The sequence below is a fragment of the Desulfocicer niacini genome (genome assembly GCF_054657595.1).
The window spans coordinates 57,025-72,573 of sequence record NZ_BAAHYK010000002.1 but is presented as its reverse complement, the minus strand read 5'-3'; the positions used below and the strand labels follow the sequence as shown (position 1 = coordinate 72,573).

The 15,549-nt window shown below is 50.2% G+C and carries 12 protein-coding genes; 3 read left to right on the top strand and 9 right to left on the bottom strand.

Going from position 1 to position 15,549, the window contains the following annotated elements:
• Positions 1–212 precede the first annotated feature (212 nt).
• From ACYQ2M_RS01315 to kdsB, 7 genes are all read right to left on the bottom strand, one after another.
• On the bottom strand, positions 213–935 hold the full coding sequence (locus tag ACYQ2M_RS01315; RefSeq protein ID WP_459914502.1) for a glycosyltransferase family 2 protein: 723 nt from the start codon (positions 933–935) through the stop codon (positions 213–215).
• Positions 932–1,675 carry a glycosyltransferase family 2 protein gene (locus ACYQ2M_RS01310; RefSeq protein ID WP_459914501.1) on the bottom strand — a complete coding sequence of 248 codons (744 nt, stop codon included), beginning with the start codon at positions 1,673–1,675 and terminating at the stop codon, positions 932–934. The genes ACYQ2M_RS01315 and ACYQ2M_RS01310 overlap by 4 nt, the downstream gene beginning before the upstream one ends.
• A complete protein-coding gene (locus ACYQ2M_RS01305) occupies positions 1,668–2,297 on the bottom strand; it encodes an HAD family hydrolase (RefSeq protein WP_459914500.1) in 630 nt (209 codons plus the stop codon). The genes ACYQ2M_RS01310 and ACYQ2M_RS01305 overlap by 8 nt, the downstream gene beginning before the upstream one ends.
• Positions 2,298–2,585: 288 nt before the next feature.
• Positions 2,586–3,443, bottom strand: coding sequence for a glycosyltransferase (locus ACYQ2M_RS01300; protein ID WP_459914499.1), 858 nt, complete (start codon positions 3,441–3,443; stop codon positions 2,586–2,588).
• Positions 3,400–4,791 carry an O-antigen ligase family protein gene (locus tag ACYQ2M_RS01295; protein ID WP_459914498.1) on the bottom strand — a complete coding sequence of 464 codons (1,392 nt, stop codon included), beginning with the start codon at positions 4,789–4,791 and terminating at the stop codon, positions 3,400–3,402. Before ACYQ2M_RS01295 ends, ACYQ2M_RS01300 begins: the two co-directional genes overlap by 44 nt.
• A 41-nt stretch (positions 4,792–4,832) precedes the next feature.
• Positions 4,833–5,519: a lipopolysaccharide kinase InaA family protein gene (locus tag ACYQ2M_RS01290; RefSeq protein WP_459914497.1), complete on the bottom strand. Its 687-nt coding sequence runs from the start codon at positions 5,517–5,519 to the stop codon at positions 4,833–4,835.
• Positions 5,516–6,250, bottom strand: a complete 735-nt coding sequence (gene kdsB / locus ACYQ2M_RS01285) for a 3-deoxy-manno-octulosonate cytidylyltransferase (protein WP_459914496.1) — start codon at positions 6,248–6,250, stop codon at positions 5,516–5,518. Before kdsB ends, ACYQ2M_RS01290 begins: the two co-directional genes overlap by 4 nt.
• Positions 6,251–7,185: 935 nt before the next feature.
• On the opposite strand from kdsB, the gene glpK reads away from it, so the two are divergent.
• On the top strand, positions 7,186–8,709 hold the full coding sequence (gene glpK, locus ACYQ2M_RS01280; RefSeq protein WP_459914495.1) for a glycerol kinase GlpK: 1,524 nt from the start codon (positions 7,186–7,188) through the stop codon (positions 8,707–8,709).
• 138 nt (positions 8,710–8,847) lie between these two features.
• Entirely contained in the window at positions 8,848–11,121 is a 2,274-nt protein-coding gene (locus tag ACYQ2M_RS01275) for an adenylate/guanylate cyclase domain-containing protein (protein WP_459914494.1), read from the top strand.
• Between the two features lie 76 nt (positions 11,122–11,197).
• On the opposite strand, the gene ACYQ2M_RS01270 is transcribed toward ACYQ2M_RS01275, so the two are convergent.
• Both ACYQ2M_RS01270 and ACYQ2M_RS01265 read right to left on the bottom strand, forming a co-directional pair.
• Positions 11,198–12,412, bottom strand: a complete 1,215-nt coding sequence (locus ACYQ2M_RS01270; protein ID WP_459914493.1) for a THUMP domain-containing class I SAM-dependent RNA methyltransferase — start codon at positions 12,410–12,412, stop codon at positions 11,198–11,200.
• The gene (locus ACYQ2M_RS01265) at positions 12,409–13,737 is read right to left on the bottom strand and encodes a 3-deoxy-D-manno-octulosonic acid transferase (protein ID WP_459914492.1); all 1,329 of its coding nucleotides are present in this window, start codon (positions 13,735–13,737) and stop codon (positions 12,409–12,411) included. Before ACYQ2M_RS01265 ends, ACYQ2M_RS01270 begins: the two co-directional genes overlap by 4 nt.
• Positions 13,738–13,769: 32 nt before the next feature.
• Here ACYQ2M_RS01265 and ACYQ2M_RS01260 point away from each other — a divergent pair, with 32 nt between their 5' ends.
• Positions 13,770–15,533: an ABC transporter ATP-binding protein gene (locus ACYQ2M_RS01260; RefSeq protein WP_459914491.1), complete on the top strand. Its 1,764-nt coding sequence runs from the start codon at positions 13,770–13,772 to the stop codon at positions 15,531–15,533.
• The last annotated feature ends 16 nt before the right edge of the window (positions 15,534–15,549 follow it).

Genomic DNA, 15,549 nt, shown 5'->3' with positions numbered 1-15,549 from the left:
ACCCCTTCCCAGCATGGCCTATCTTATGACCAAGCCCTTTAATCAAGACAGATTTTGAAAAAAAGAGATTGTGTAGAGTCCTGACCCCGCTGGAACACTGAGCTATGTTGGGCCATCACGTGTGAGGGGGCAGATATTGTGGAGATTCCCCCCAGAAAAATCCCATGACAAAGAGGTCAAGGCGCCTTTCCATTGAAGAAGCGATAAAATGGCTATCTGTTGAGATATGCATTCAGATCATCGGGGGTACCCAGTCCATGCATCTGTTCCGGATCAATGTGGAACACCCCGATTTTTTTTCCCTCACGGATGATGTAATTGTAGGTGGGGCAGGTATAAAATTCATTGTTGACACGCTCATCTTCTATTATCATGTCAATGGCGGCATCCACAAAATAGTGTCCCCGGGTAAAGAGATATATGCCCACCGTGGCAATGTCGGAGATGGCTTTTTTTTCTTTGACCTCCACCACATGATTGTGGCGGTTCAGCCTGGCAAAGGACCATTTGGGATCCCTGTGTCGGTCCACAAAGGTGAGTATGGAGCCGTCAAGCCCGCGTTTCCTGGAATCCTCAATAAAATCAGCCATGGACAGGTCCACCAGCTGATCACTGTTGGCAATGATCAGGGGCGTGTCATTGTTGATCTCTTTTCTGGCGAACAATACGGTGCAGGCCGTGCCCTGGGTGAGGCGCTCCACGGGGATGAACCTTGCATTGTACCGGGAGCGAATGCGGTCAACCAGGGAAGCCTGATCGTCCATATGCTTTTTTCTTGCAATGAGAATAAAATGTGCATCCGGGCAGGCAAGGTTGTCCAGTACCTGCTCAACCATTGTTTTTCCGTTGACATCTATAAATGGTTTGGGGGTGGTGTAGCCGGCTGCTGCAAAACGGCTTCCTTCTCCGGCCATGGGGATCACAATGTTTATCATTGAGGTTTTTTCCTGTTTTCATAGATTTTGATTTTTTCAGGGGTGTAAAATGAGTGATACTTTTCACCGGCAACGGTATGGATACCCAGGTTACGTTTTTCAAGGATCAGCTCATTCAACGCCGGGGCAATGTAGTAGGCACCGTTGACACTGGCGTCCTTTCTGATCATTTTCATGGCTGCATTTACAAAAAGACGGCCCTGTCGAAAGTAGAACAACCCGGCAATGGCGTGTCTGCTCAGAGGTTTTTTCTCGGCAGTTTCCATGATGTGCTGCTCTGTATCCAGTCGTACATAGGACCATCTGGGGTGGACAGCTTCAAAAACGGGAACCCCCGCATCCAGCTCTTTTTTTCGAAAGCTGTCGAGCATGGTATTGAGATCTTCCCAAAAAACCTGATCACTGTTTGAGATGATGAGTTCATCGTCATTGTTGATATGTTCGATGGCCAGAAGGGCGCTGCAGGCAAATCCCTTTGTCTCCCGGGCAATGGTAATGATTTCACACTGGCCATGGGTGAGCAGGTTCAGGACATTGTCCAGATGATATTTTCGGCACGCCTCGCGGTTCACCACAAAAATAAATTTGTCGATGACGTCAATGGTTGAGAGATTTTCAATGACATGTTGGATCATGGGTTTTCCATTGATCTCAACCAGGGGTTTTGGATAATGGTAGGCGTCTTCATCAAAGAAGACACTTTTTCCCGCCATGGGGACCAGAATATTTGTTTTATGCATTTTCAAAGCCTTTGATATGATTCATAATGTTCTGGTAGTTGACATCTTCAACCGTATCGACTTCCATGACGTGGGCCTTGCTTGCCCTGGCCGCTTGAATGCCCTTTTCATTGTCCTCCACAATCATGCATTGATCGGGGGAAAGGTGCAGCCGATCCATGGCAGTGATGTACATCTCCGGGTCAGGTTTGGGATGGCTTACATCCTGGTTTGAAATAAAAAAGTCAACATAGGGGGACAGAGCCGCCTTTTCCAGCATCACTGCCACGGAGTTGCGGATGGCGTTGGAGCACACTGCAATACTGTAATTTTCGTTTTTGAGTGTTGACAGGGCATACTCATGGTAAAATCTGGGCTTGCACCGGACATGAACGATTTCCATGGTGTATTGTTGCTTCATTTCATAAATAAAGGGATGCAGTTCCTTTGAAAGGCCCTGTTCCATTGTCAGCATGTCCAGTTTGCGATTGGTGGGAAGGCCATCGTAGGTTACCAGGTGGTCGTAACGGCTGATTTCCATGCCGAAAAGACCCAGGGCCTTATTCAAGGCATCATAGTGCCAGTCCTTGGCTTCTATGAGGACACCATCCATATCAAACAGTATTGCTTTAATTTTGCCCATTGGCATACTCCGGATGTTAGCATAAAGGTCGATCTTTATATTTTGCCCATGCAAAATTCTGGATTGATTACAAAAACGGCCGCGTTTCACCGTCGTTCTCCGGGGGGAGTGGGAGTTCAATTTTAAGGCTCCGTGGGACCCGGGTTCTCATTGCCCATGGGTTGTTTTGAGAATGCATTGCATACCGCATGCGGTGGCAGAGCAAAGAACCCATGACGGTGGCGTTAATGTACTAAAATATGACCAAGGGTTCAAGCCATGTTTGAGGATAATGGTCTGGTGTTATCCTCAATTGTCTGTGGCATGTTTTTTTAAGCCGTTTTTGCAGAAAAACCGAGCTTCGGATTTTTTTTGTTTATATAGTGCCCCACTGATTTTCCATGCCCTGCTGCGGTTCCCTGTTGGGTGATAAAGGTGGTATTGGATCGCCTTGAACCGCAGGGATCTGAAATGAACGCCGGCCAGGGCCAGGCGTCGTTTGATATCTGTATCTTCTCCATATAGTGGGAGGGTAAAATCTTCGTCAAAACCATTGATTTTTTCCATATCTTTTTTTGAAACACAAAAATTGCATCCCAGAATGTTTCGGCGGGAGGAGGTGCGGATAAAAGGCAGATATAGCCCGTCTTCCAGCCGTTTGCTCTGGGTCGTTAATAAGCGAAGCGGCGAGAGACATTCAATCCTTTTTGTCTGCAAAAGCAACTGGGTCGTTTTTTTATCCAGTCGGACCCTGCGCCCAAAAAGGCAGGTGTTCTGGTGGATGTGTCGCGCATATTCAGATAGGAACCGGGGGTGGAGAATGCAATCGCCGTCGATGAAGATCAGATGTTCCCCCGTTGCTGTTTTAATGGCCTTGTTCAGGATTGAGTTTTTGCGAAATCCCTCATCCACCTGGGATACATGGTGCATGACAAAGGAAAGTTTTTTTCTTTTTTGTTCAAGAAACGTTCTGACCCTGTGGCAATTATCATCCTCGGCGATGATAACCTCAAAGTTGCGGTGGGATTGCCGCTGGATTGAGGCGAGCACCAGGTCCAGAAAATTTATGTTTTTGTATACCGCCACAATGAGAGAAAGCTTTTTTTCCGGTGGTGGCATTTTTTCAGTCAGCGGTGTTGGACCTTGGAATGTCCGTTTGTTTTGCATGGCAGATCTCCATGAAGAAGCATCCCATGAAAAGGGTAAAAAAGAAGATTTTACCTCCATAGGAGAACAGGTCAGTATGAAATAGCTGGGCCACTGCAAATCCACCACAACCAAGCAGGGATGCCAGAATATATGTTTTTTCAGGGGGGACACTGTGCCCAAGGGTCTGTATGAGTTTGGTTGTCAGCACCCCCAGACTCAGTAGAAACAGACTGGCTGCAAATATCCCTGTTTCAATGATCAACTGCAGATAGCTGTTGTGAAAATCTTTGGAATGAATTTTTGCAAGGTAAAATCGTTTTTGATATGCATCGGGTCTGGTGGTAAAAAAATCAATGAAGAGCCCCCGGGTGTTTTTGACGCCGGTGCCAAAGAAGAAGCGTTCCTTTGCAAAGTCAACCCCGGCTTTCATGATGTGGCGGCGGATTGAATTGGATTCATAAGGCAGGGGGTTCACCAGCCCGTTGCTTTGATCCGCAAGGGCCTGGGGAAGGCGTTTCTTTTCTGGTGAAACATCGGTGAAGACCGTCATTATGGAGTAAATTTCAGTTGTGATCTGAAAATAGAGATTGGGGGAGAACCGGTTCAGCGTCGCAAGGGAGACAAGGATTATGATCAGCAGAATCGGAATCAGGCTGCGCCGGAAAAAAAGAGCCCCAAGCATGACGCCCAGTGAAAAAGCCATCCATGCACCCCGGATACCCGTCATCACCATGGCCCACATGCAAACAGTGAAAAAAATGATCATGACAGCCCTGACATGCCATGGAAAATAGGGCAGGTGCTTTTTTTTAAGAAAAAGAAATGTAAATAATACCAGGTTGACCAGCATCAGAGCGTCGGCGCATCTGCCAAGTTTTTGGAAACCGTGAAAGAATCCAAACAGATTCCCCTCCATGGTAAAAAGCCCATAGGTGATTGAAATCATGGCGGAAACGCCAATGGCAAAAAGTGCCTGGTTTAGCTGTTTGGTGCGGGTTACAAACGCTGCAAGGGGCAGGGGCAGTATCATAAATTTGAACTGGTTCAGGTATTGTAAACTGTTTAAGGGGCCGGAATCGGAGAAAAAGCCCAGGAAAAGTCCTGTAACCACAGGGAATAAAAACCACTTAAGGTAGGGGTGTGTTGAAAGCAGATTACGGTTAAAACATATGGTATAATAACTCCACACAACAAACAGGGCCGCCCCGGTGATATTGCTGGCAGCTTTTCCGAGAAACATGGCAAGGCAGAACAGGATAACCATGGCATACCCGGCTTTCTGAAGGTTTGTTCGGGAAAGCAGCTTTCTGCTGAAGTTGTGAAAATTTTGTAAAGCTTTTTTTATCATGGCCTGGATGCGCGTCATATATACCTTTATTTGCAAATATACCTTTATTTGCAAAGCATTCAGTCTCGGAGCAGGGGTGCTATTTCCCGGGGCAGATGATACTTTGAAATGGCATTCTCCCATCTATTGTTCAGTAATTGTACTGTTTTTCGGGGAGAAAAGCGGGTAAACCGGGCCTTGTCAAAATCTATGATATAAGGTTTTCCAGCTGGGTCAATAATGACGTTGCCTGGATGAAGATCCACATGAAAAATTCTGTTTTCTATCAATCGCCTTACCTGTTTTGAAATGATTGGCATTAATTGCGCGGCCCTTGCAGGATTTTCCATGGCAATGCGGGTAAAGGAACGATGATCTTTGATTTGCCGGGTAATAAGCCATGCCCTGTAAAAGGGATAGCCCCGGGTGATATAAATTAGGGGGTGGGGTACAGATACCCCTGCCCGGAATGCATGGCATAAAAAATCAAATTCTTTCCGACATCGGGTTTTGCCCAGTTGCAGATATCGGTCTTTGATGATTCGTGCCATTATTCCTCCGCGCTGGTAGGATTTAATGGCCACCTGTCCGGTTTCCGGAAGGGCCATATATATTACGGAGGTTCTGCCTTCAAGTGCATTGGGCGTGGTGTTTTTGCATGAATAAAATACCCGGGTCAGCCGGTTAAGGCTCTGGGGACTGAGTTTCACCGTGGACCCAATGGAAAACCTTCGGTAAACAGCTTTGTGAATACGAGGTGGATTCATGGCGTAAAGTATTTTGCCTCAATCCGGCCAATGTCTTGGGGCATATCCACACTCAGGGAGTCATGTTCAGTGACCACCACCTTGATGTCATAGCCATGTTCCAGTACCCTGAGCTGTTCGAGTTTTTCCGTTTTTTCAAGCAGGCTTTCTCCGAGGGTTGTGAAGGTGTCAAGAAAGGATTTCCGATAGGCATAAAATCCCAGGTGCCGGTATGTGGGAAGGTGGGTTCTACCATCCCGGGGAAAGGGAATTCGGGAGCGGGAAAAGTAAAGGGCAAAGCCTTTACTATTAAAGGTGACCTTGACTGCGCAGGGATCTGTAAGCTCCCGGGGATCGGTGATCTCAACGGCCAGTGTGGACATGTTAAGGGCAGGATCGGTGTCAAAGGGTGCAATGAGCTGATCCAGACATTCCGGGGAAAAGACCGGCTGGTCTCCTTGGATATTGATGATCACTTCGTGGGGTTGGGGGGTGAAAAAACGGCTGGCCTCCCACACCCGATCTGTACCGGATCGCAGATCCCCACGGGTCATGACCGCCTGTCCACCAAAGGCTATGACGGTGTTGAAAATACGGTCATCATCGGTTGCCACCACCACCTGGTCAATGGAATGGGCCTTTGCTGCCTGTTCATAGACCCGCTGGATCATGGGTTTTCCAGCAACCAGTGCCAGGGGTTTTCCGTTGAATCGTTTGGAACCATATCGTGAAGGTATTACGGCAAGAGGCATCTGTATGTACCTTATTTATTATTTTCTTTATAACCCACATGGCAGTGAAAATTTGCTGTAAAAAAAATTAAATCTATTGTTATTTTCATGTGTTGGGGTGTTTTTTTTATGTAATGTCTAGTATCCATCATAACCAAAAGTTGGGGCTTGGTCATAACTTGGGGCACTAGTCCTCATTGGCAAGCCTGATCCCACTGCAAAATGGACCATGTTGTAATCAAGCCCGAAAGTTGCATGCTGGATTAGTAAAACAAACTTGATGATGGATGAGATCTGTTCCAAGTGGGGTTCTATCACAGGGCTGCTTTCCGGTGCAAGGAATATCTGGGATGGTTACGTTTTGGTATGTGGCCGGAGGTTTAGCAAACCTGTCCGCTTTTATTGAAATGATCTGCTCAACTTTCGGACTTCATCTCAAAGCTGGCGTTTTTATACAACTCATGCGCCTGCGGGGTCAGGTTTGTCTTTTGGTTCCTTTGATGACAGGCGGTGTCTTAACTCAAATTGCAACAAAAGCGTCAATAACGCGAGCCTTATCCCACCACGAAAGGCGAATACCGAAAGGTGAGTTATCTGTCTGCAAGGCAGAAAATTTAATAAATAGGGGCAGCACCCCCACGAATTGATCAAAATTGGAAACATCGAAATGGGGTGTTGGTTGCTAAAAGGAACATTTGTGATAAATATTCATTTTTTTTCTTGAAAAAATGGTGGTTTGGTGGTAGCGCCATATTAGGGCTATAACATCAGCTACCACAAATATTGAAACTCTCATGATTACTGTTTATTGGACGGAGTTACAATAAGTTATCAATAACCTCGGGCTGGTAAAGACTGAGTACCCTTTAGACACCGGGTGCTATTCACATGGGATTTACTGAATGCCCGGACTTATTGAGAACTTACGAGTTTCATATAAAAAATATGGGGGCAACATGACAACATTCATAGGAGCCGTGGACCAGGGCACCACCAGTACCCGTTTTATCATATTTGATCGCAAAGGTAATATTGTGGGCCTTGATCAAAAGGAACACCTGCAGATCTTTGAGCGGCCCGGATGGGTGGCCCATGATCCCATGGAAGTGTGGCTCAACACCCGGGAGGTCATTGCCGGAGCACTTGCCAATGCGGGGCTTTCCGGCACCGACCTTGCCGCCATCGGTGTCACCAACCAGCGGGAAACCGTAGTGGTGTGGGACCGGCACACAGGCAAGCCCTTTTACCATGCCGTTGTGTGGCAGTGTGCCCGCACAGATGCAATCTGCCGGAAACTCATGGCCAAGGGCGGCCAGGATCGATTTAAGGCAAAAACCGGTCTCCCCGTGGCCACTTATTTTTCCGGTCCCAAGATTCAGTGGATTCTGGACCATGTGCCGGAAGCAAAGGCGGCGGCCCTGAAGGGGGATGCCCTGTACGGTACCATGGATACCTGGGTAATCTGGAATCTCACCGGCGGTCCCAGCGGTGGTGCCCATGTCACCGACGTCACCAATGCCAGCCGTACCCTTTTGATGGATATAAACCGCCTTGCCTGGGACGAGGATATCCTTGATATTCTCCATATTCCCCCATCCGGTCTTCCCCGCATAGTGCCATCATCGGACAGTGAAACCTGGGGAACCACCCTTAAAGACGGCCCCCTGGGGGCAGAAGTGCCGGTGTGCGGGGATCTCGGGGATCAGCAGGCGGCCTTGTTCGGACAGACCTGTTTTGAAACCGGAGAGGCCAAGAATACCTATGGCACCGGCTGTTTTCTGCTTTTAAACACCGGCATCACGCCCACGGTGTCCACCCATGGCCTTTTAACCACGTTGGCTTACCAGGTGGGGGATGAAAAACCCGTCTATGCCCTGGAGGGCTCCATTGCCAATGCCGGTGCCCTGGTACAGTGGGTCAGAGACAACCTTGGGCTCATAAAAAAAGCCCGGGACATTGAAGCGCTGGCAGCAGCCGTGACGGACAATGGCGGGGTTTATTGTGTGCCTGCCTTTTCCGGGCTGTTTGCCCCCTACTGGCGTTCCGATGCCCGGGGGATCATTGCCGGACTCACCCGCTATGCCAATAAACATCACATTGCAAGGGCCGTGCTGGAGGCCACCGCATACCAGGCAAAGGATATTGTGGATGCCATGAACCTGGATTCCGGGGTGGAACTGACCCGTCTCAAGGTGGATGGCGGCATGATTCATAACCGGCTTCTCATGCAGTTTCAGTCAGATATTTTAAATGTGCCGGTGATTCGACCCCGGGTGGCGGAAACCACAGCACTGGGAGCCGCCTATGCCGCAGGTCTTGCCGTGGGATACTGGTCCGGCATGGATGATCTCAAGGCCAACTGGGAAATCTATGACACCTGGGAACCCCACATGGATTCAAAAGTGCGGGCGCTTGCCTTTGCCGGGTGGAAAAAGGCCGTTGATCGGAGCCTGAACTGGGTGGATCAGGAGAGCGATTAGAGATACGTCTGGTATGACTGCCCTCTCCTGAACAAGAGAACAAGACAATGAGAATGGCATGATGCCGCTCCCGACGGGCGCCCGATGGGGCTCCGAATTCTGGGCAAACGGTATTCAGAGGTTATTGGAGGTCATGGTGTGAACAATCCTTACATCGTTAATGTGATTTTTCCCGTTATCATGGCCATGCTGGCCGTTTTCGTGTATGCCCATAACCCCGGCAGGCTTCAGAACCGTGTGTTTCTAATCATCGGAGTTTGCGCGGCCCTTTTGATCCTGTCCATCTTCATGGCTTTTTTCTATGCAGAAGACCCGGGCATTACCACCCTGTTGAATCGCCTGGCCGTTATTTTTACCCTGTTTCAGGTAGCCATTCATTTTTATTTTTCAATGATTTTTCCGGTGATGCGAATTCAGCGCCCCCTTGTTGCCCTGGCGGTGACCTGTGGACCCGTTCTGGTGCTGGCCCTGCCGGTGATTTTCACTGATTTTTTTGTTAAAACCATGGTGATCCGCCAAGTGGATCACCAACTGGTCATGGTCCGGGAGACCGGGCCCTTGTACAAGGGCCTTTATGCCCCCTTGGTGATGACTTATATTCTTCTGGCCTGTGCCATGTTTGTCCGTCAATATCGCGGTGCCACCATGGGTATTGCAGAAAAACAGGTGCTTTACACGGCGCTTGCCATGGCCGGGGGCGGGGTGGTGGTGGTCCTTTCGTGCATTGTGCTGCCCCTTCTTGGCATCACCCGGTATTACCAGGTGGGCCCCTTTTTCATGGCCCCCCTCTATGTCACCATCATGGCCATCAACATTGTTTCCCTGCGGGCCATGGACATTGATCAGCTCATGGCCAAGCTTGTGCTGTGGGGCCTTTCCATTCTTGTTATTACCGCCCTTATTGGGATTGCCGTGGGGGAAATTTTGACCCATTCCCATCGGTACAGTGTGGCCGGGGGAACCCTGCTGATGGTTGCATGTTTCATGGCGGGGTTTGTTTATATGATGGAGGTTCAGCCCCGTATCGGCAGATGGCTCCAGCGAAAATCCCATGGTTATGCCTTGACCGTGGATCAATTTCACAGCAGGATTCTTCTGCTTAAAACCGTGGCTGAGCTGGCACAATTGATCTGTAGCACCATTGACGCAGTGCTGGAACCTGAAAATGTCTCCGTTTTTCTACGGCATACCGGCAGTACCCGCTTTAGCCTGAAAAAGGGTCTTCACTATGATGGGCCTGCCGTCATAGATGTGGAGCAGGATCACTTGAGAAGCATTCCATTGTTTGACATGGTCATAGAGAAAGAGCAGGTGCTCCACCAGAAACAGTATGACATATACCGGGAAACGGGGAAAAATTATTTTGCAAAATTTAATTGTGTCATCACCATCCCCATCATTTACGAAGAAAAGATAATAGGAGTGATCAACCTGGGTCCCCGGACCCGGGGATTTTACAACCGGGCGGAAATAGCCTTCCTGGAAAAACTCATGGGCGGTATCAATGTGGCATTTTCCAATGCCATGCTTCTGGATCATATTGAAAGCATGAATACAGCCCTGACACGTTTTGTTCCACAAAAGGGGCTTGAACTCATGGGGCATGAACAGATCATTGATGTACGGCTCGGGGATTGCGTGCAGCGGGAGATGACCATTGTCTTCTGTGATATCAAGGGATTCACTGCGCTGTCCGAGCAGATGACGCCCCGGGAGAATTTTCAGTTTTTAAACACCATATTAAAATGCATCAGTCCGGTGATCCGGGGGCATAACGGCTTTATTGACAAATACATGGGGGATGCCATCATGGCCCTTTTTCCGGGATTTCCCCGGGATGGAGTGAATGCCGCCATTGGTATGCTCAGGAGCTTGACAGCCTATAACCGGAATGCTGGAATGGACGGAAACTTTCCGGTTCAGGTGGGCATCGGTGTTCATACAGGGATGCTGATGCTTGGCACCATTGGTGAAGAAAAACGCATGGAAAGTACAGTCATCTCCGATGCCGTGAATCTGGCCCAGCGCATAGAGCGAATGACCCGTTTGTTCGGGGTGTCCCTTATCATCAGTGATCCCGTGGCCCGGGTGCTGGGCAGGGATGAAACAATAGACATCCGACATCTGGGCCATGTAAAGGTCAAAGGGAAAAAAATGCCCGTGTCCCTTTATGAACGGTTTGACGCAGACCCTGATCCCATAAGAAAACTCAAACGGCAAACCCGGGCTCTTTTTGAACAGGGGGTGTCGCATTATTTCTGCAGTGAACGGTCCCGGGCCCTGAGGTGCTTTGAAGCGGTACTGGCCACGGGGCTTGAAGATCCTGCCTCCCGGGCCTATCTACAGGGCCATGAACGGCTTTCCATGGCTGTGCCAGGGGTACCCGGTGGAAACATGCTATCCATCCAGTGAAATATAAAGCGTGGGTGAACAGATCTCCGAGACATCAGAAACCCATGGGTTTCTGCTCCATTGTGTCACCAGGCCATTAATAAAGCTCATACCGAACCAGTCGGCCATCAAGTCCCCCGGCCCGGATGGGTTTACGAAACGAGGCCTTTAATCCCATGAACTGGATATAATCGGGATCACCAAAATAAATATAGGCAGTGGAGCCCTTGCAGCGCTGCTTTAAAAAATCCCCCAGCTGCCGGTGGAACAGCTCCAGGTCCTGATCCTTTCCCAGACGGATGCCATAGGGTGGATTGGCCACAATGAGACTGTTTTCAATGGGGGGGAGGTTGTTGAAATCCATCTGCTCCACCAATACGCGGTTGCCGTGGTGCATGCCCATCAAGTTGGTGCGGGCCGCATCCACGGACACTTCTGAAATATCACTGCCACGGATCAGCCCCGGGTCAATATCCACGATGGCATCATCGGCGGTTTTTTTCACCTGACTCCAAAGGTCCGGGTTGAAATCGGGCAGCTGCTCAAACCCGAATCGTTCCCTGAAAATACCGGCGGGAATATGTGCCTGTGACATCAGGGCCTCACATAAAAGGGTACCGGATCCGCACATGGGATCGTACAGGGGCTGGGTGCCGTCCCAGCCGGACATGCATATGATGGCCGCAGCCACGGTTTCCTGCATGGGGGCCGCCACGCTTTCTTCCCGGTAACCGCGTTTATGAAGAGATCCCCCCGAGGCATCCACGCTGATGGTGGCCTGGTCATGGCGGATGTGAAGATTGATGAGAAGATCCGGGTTCCGGGCATCCACGTTGGGCCGTTTACCGCACCGTTCCCGGAAATAATCCGCAACGGCATCCTTCAGACGAAGGGCCGCAAATTGGGAATGATCCATGGCGCTGTCCGACACATTGGCCGAGATGGCAAAGGTCTGTTTTCTGGACATGAGTTGTTCCCAGCGGATGCGCTTGGCCTGGCGGTACAAGGTGTCGTCATTATCGCAGGCAAAGTTGACCAGGGGGGCCAGTATCCGGGATGCCAGGCGGGTGGCGTAATTGATGTGGTAAAACACGGGTTTTTCCGCTGTAAAATGGATGCCCCGCTGGTCGGTCTCAATGCCGGTGGCACCAAGCCGGGAAAGTTCAGTTGCGGCAAGCTCGATGAGCCCTTCTGAAACCTGGGCAAAATACCGGGCGTTCTGCTGGTAGAGAAAGCCTGTGGCGTAGCGTTTATGTTCGCCGGCCCGTTTTCGGATGATTTTTTTCCGGGGTGTTGAATCAATTCTGTTCATGGTTTTTCACTGGATTTAAGGGTTTTTATGATGGTGTTCACGGCCAGGTCTGTTCCACCCTGGTACCGGCGGATATAACCAAGACCGACGCTTGCGGTCTGCTGTCGCTGGGGGGGGCTGTCAAGAAGACGACACAGGTGGTGGACCACGGTGTCGGTGTCCGAAGCCCGGGTCACCACACCTGCGGTGAACAGTCCCTGTCCCACCCAGTTGAAATTATCAAGGTAAGGCCCGGTCACCGTGGATACACCGCACATCACCGGTTCCATGAAATTTTGACCCCCCAGAGGTTTGAGGCTTCCCCCCACAAAGGCAGCAGTGGCATGGCCACAGGCGGCCTTGAGTTCACCAAAGGTATCCCACAAAATGATGGAGCCGGGCAATACCGGGGCAGTGATGGTGGAACGAAGCTGCCAGGGAATTTTCATTTGGGAAAGGCACGCCTGCCAAAAGGGGATCCGATGCATATGCCGGGGGAACAGGCCCACCACCTGATGGGGATGGTGCTGGAGAATACGCACAAGAATATCGGCCACATGGGATTCTTCTTCCATGCGGATGGAAGCAAGCAGGGTAACAGGGGTGTTGGGGGGGAATGGATGTCGTGGCAGGGGAGTGTTCCATGGCTTGTGGGTCATGTTTCTGGGGATTAGCGTGTCAAATTTAATGTTGTGCATGGTATGGATGGTGGATGCCGGAAAAATTTGCCGGAACCGTCTGGCATCTTCACCGGAAATGGGCAGGATGATGTCCGGGGCCAGGGTTCGACACAGCCGGGGAAAATGCCGGTACCGGGAAACACTTTTTTCTGAAAGCCTGGCATTTACCATGATAACGGGAATCCGGCGGTGTTTCAGACAGGCAAGAAGGCCCGGCCATAATTCGGTTTCCAGGAGCACCATGACAGAGGGACACACCTTTGCCACCGCCTGTTCCATGAGGACCGGGGCGTCAAAGGGAAAAAAGGAAATTTTGACACAGACCTGGGGATCCATGTCCGGGGACCTCAGGCCTTTTTCCAGGATATCCATGCCCTGGATGGTGGTGGTGGTGATAAGGATGGTGAGGGGGCGGTGGAAGGTGATGGCACAGATAAGAGCCACGGCCAGATAGGCTTCCCCCGCCGATGCCGCCTGTATCCAGAGGTCTGCCTTGTCCAGGTGCTCAACGTTTGTGCGCTGGTGAAAGCCCCGCCGCAATCGTGTGTTTTTTTTCAGCCATGGCAATGCCAATTTCCACGCCAGACCATAGAGTCCAAGGCCCTGATGTAATTTCCCCCGATGTCCCATGCCACCCCTTGTCTCATATTTTTTTAATATTGACAACAGTTCTTATTCCATTCCATAATGAAAGGCTTATGAAAACCTTAAATAAAAATACAACACGTCCCCGGGAACGGGTGCTCTTTGGGCTTATTGCCCAACATTGGCAAAAGCTGTTGCTTGCCATGTTCTGCATGCTGATTGTGGCCGGTGCCACATCTGCTTCGGCCTATCTGGTCAAACCCATGCTGGACGATATCTTTGTTAATCGGGACAGTTCCCGGCTTCTTTTGCTGCCCGGTGCCGCCATTTTGATTTTTTTCTTAAAGGGATCCGCCACCTATGGGCAGCAATACTGGATGAACCATGTGGGTCAGCAGATTATAAAGAACCTTCGAAATATGCTTTATGACCGTATCATGGACCTGCCCATGGCTTTTTTTCACCAGGAAAAGACAGGTACCCTCATGTCGCGCATCACCAATGATGTGAACATTGTCAAGGGCATGGTGTCTACGGCCGTTGCCGGACTTCTGCGGGATCTTTTTACGGTGATCGGGCTTGTGGCCGTAATTTTTTACATGGACTGGAAGCTTGCCATGGGGGCCTTTATCGTGCTGCCTGCGGCATTTTATCCGGTGGTGATTTTTGGTCGAAGGGTGCGTCGTTTCAGCACCGGGTGTCAGGAAGCCATGGCTGATCTCAATGTCTTTCTCCATGAAACCTTTGCAGGCAGTAAGATTGTCAAAACCTTTACCCGGGAAGATTACGAGAAAAACCGCTTCCATGATAAGTCCGAACTCCTGTTCAAGCTGGAGATGAAGTCGGTGATTGCCAAGTCGTTGTCCTCCCCTGTCATGGAGTTTCTGGGGGGAATCGGCATTGCCTTTATCATCTGGTTTGGTGGTTCCCGGGTGATTTCCGGGGCATCCACCACAGGCACATTTTTTTCTTTTCTGACGGCGGTGATGATGCTTTATGCCCCGGTGAAGAAACTTGCGGCCCTTAACAACACCGTCCAGGAGGGCATGGCCGCGGTGGCCCGGATTTTTGAAATCATTGATCGTCCTTCGGAGATAAGAGAGGTGTCTTCTTCCCTTGCCCTCCAGGGGTCCGCCGTGGAGGTGATCTTTGACGGGGTGGGGTTTACCTATGACATTGATGAAGAAGCGGTGCTGACAGACATTGATCTGACGGTGAAGCCCGGGGAGGTACTGGCACTGGTGGGCATGAGCGGCGGAGGGAAAACCTCCCTGGTGAATCTTATCCCCAGGTTTTATGATGTCACGTCGGGGGCACTTTACCTCAACGGGCGGGATGTAAAAAGCCTAGGCATTAAATCCCTGCGGGAGAAAATTTCCATTGTCACCCAGGAACCGGTGCTTTTTAATGACACAGTTGCCGCCAATATTCGATATGGTCGTGCATCGGCAACGGATAAGGATGTTGAGACGGCGGCAAAAAAAGCCTTTGCCCATGACTTTATCATGGGGTTTCCCAAGGGCTATGATACCCTTATCGGAGAGCTTGGCAGTCGGTTGTCCGGTGGAGAAAAACAGCGCCTTTGCATTGCCCGGGCCTTGATCAAGGATGCGCCCATTCTTATCCTGGATGAAGCCACCTCTGCTCTGGATTCCCAGGCAGAACAGGTGGTTCAGCAGGCCCTGGCCAATCTCATCAAGGGTCGTACCACTTTTGTCATTGCCCATCGCCTGTCCACGGTGGATCATGCCCACCGCATTGTGGTGCTGGAAAAGGGGCGGATACGGGAGCAGGGCACCCATGAAGAGCTCATGGCCCTGGAGGGGAAATATTACACCCTTCGCACCATGCAGAACCCGGGAGAAGTCCTGGGATAATTTTTTTATAAAAGGA

Excerpts from the sequence above, each read along its gene's own strand:
- ACYQ2M_RS01315 (WP_459914502.1), bottom strand. The coding sequence starts at position 935 with ATGATAAACATTGTGATCCCCATGGCCGGAGAAGGAAGCCGTTTTGCA.
- ACYQ2M_RS01310 (WP_459914501.1), bottom strand. The coding sequence starts at position 1,675 with ATGCATAAAACAAATATTCTGGTCCCCATGGCGGGAAAAAGTGTCTTC.
- ACYQ2M_RS01305 (WP_459914500.1), bottom strand. The coding sequence starts at position 2,297 with ATGGGCAAAATTAAAGCAATACTGTTTGATATGGATGGTGTCCTCATA.
- ACYQ2M_RS01300 (WP_459914499.1), bottom strand. The coding sequence starts at position 3,443 with ATGCAAAACAAACGGACATTCCAAGGTCCAACACCGCTGACTGAAAAA.
- ACYQ2M_RS01295 (WP_459914498.1), bottom strand. The coding sequence starts at position 4,791 with ATGACGCGCATCCAGGCCATGATAAAAAAAGCTTTACAAAATTTTCAC.
- ACYQ2M_RS01290 (WP_459914497.1), bottom strand. The coding sequence starts at position 5,519 with ATGAATCCACCTCGTATTCACAAAGCTGTTTACCGAAGGTTTTCCATT.
- kdsB (WP_459914496.1), bottom strand. The coding sequence starts at position 6,250 with ATGCCTCTTGCCGTAATACCTTCACGATATGGTTCCAAACGATTCAAC.
- glpK (WP_459914495.1), top strand. The coding sequence starts at position 7,186 with ATGACAACATTCATAGGAGCCGTGGACCAGGGCACCACCAGTACCCGT.
- ACYQ2M_RS01270 (WP_459914493.1), bottom strand. The coding sequence starts at position 12,412 with ATGAACAGAATTGATTCAACACCCCGGAAAAAAATCATCCGAAAACGG.
- ACYQ2M_RS01260 (WP_459914491.1), top strand. The coding sequence starts at position 13,770 with ATGAAAACCTTAAATAAAAATACAACACGTCCCCGGGAACGGGTGCTC.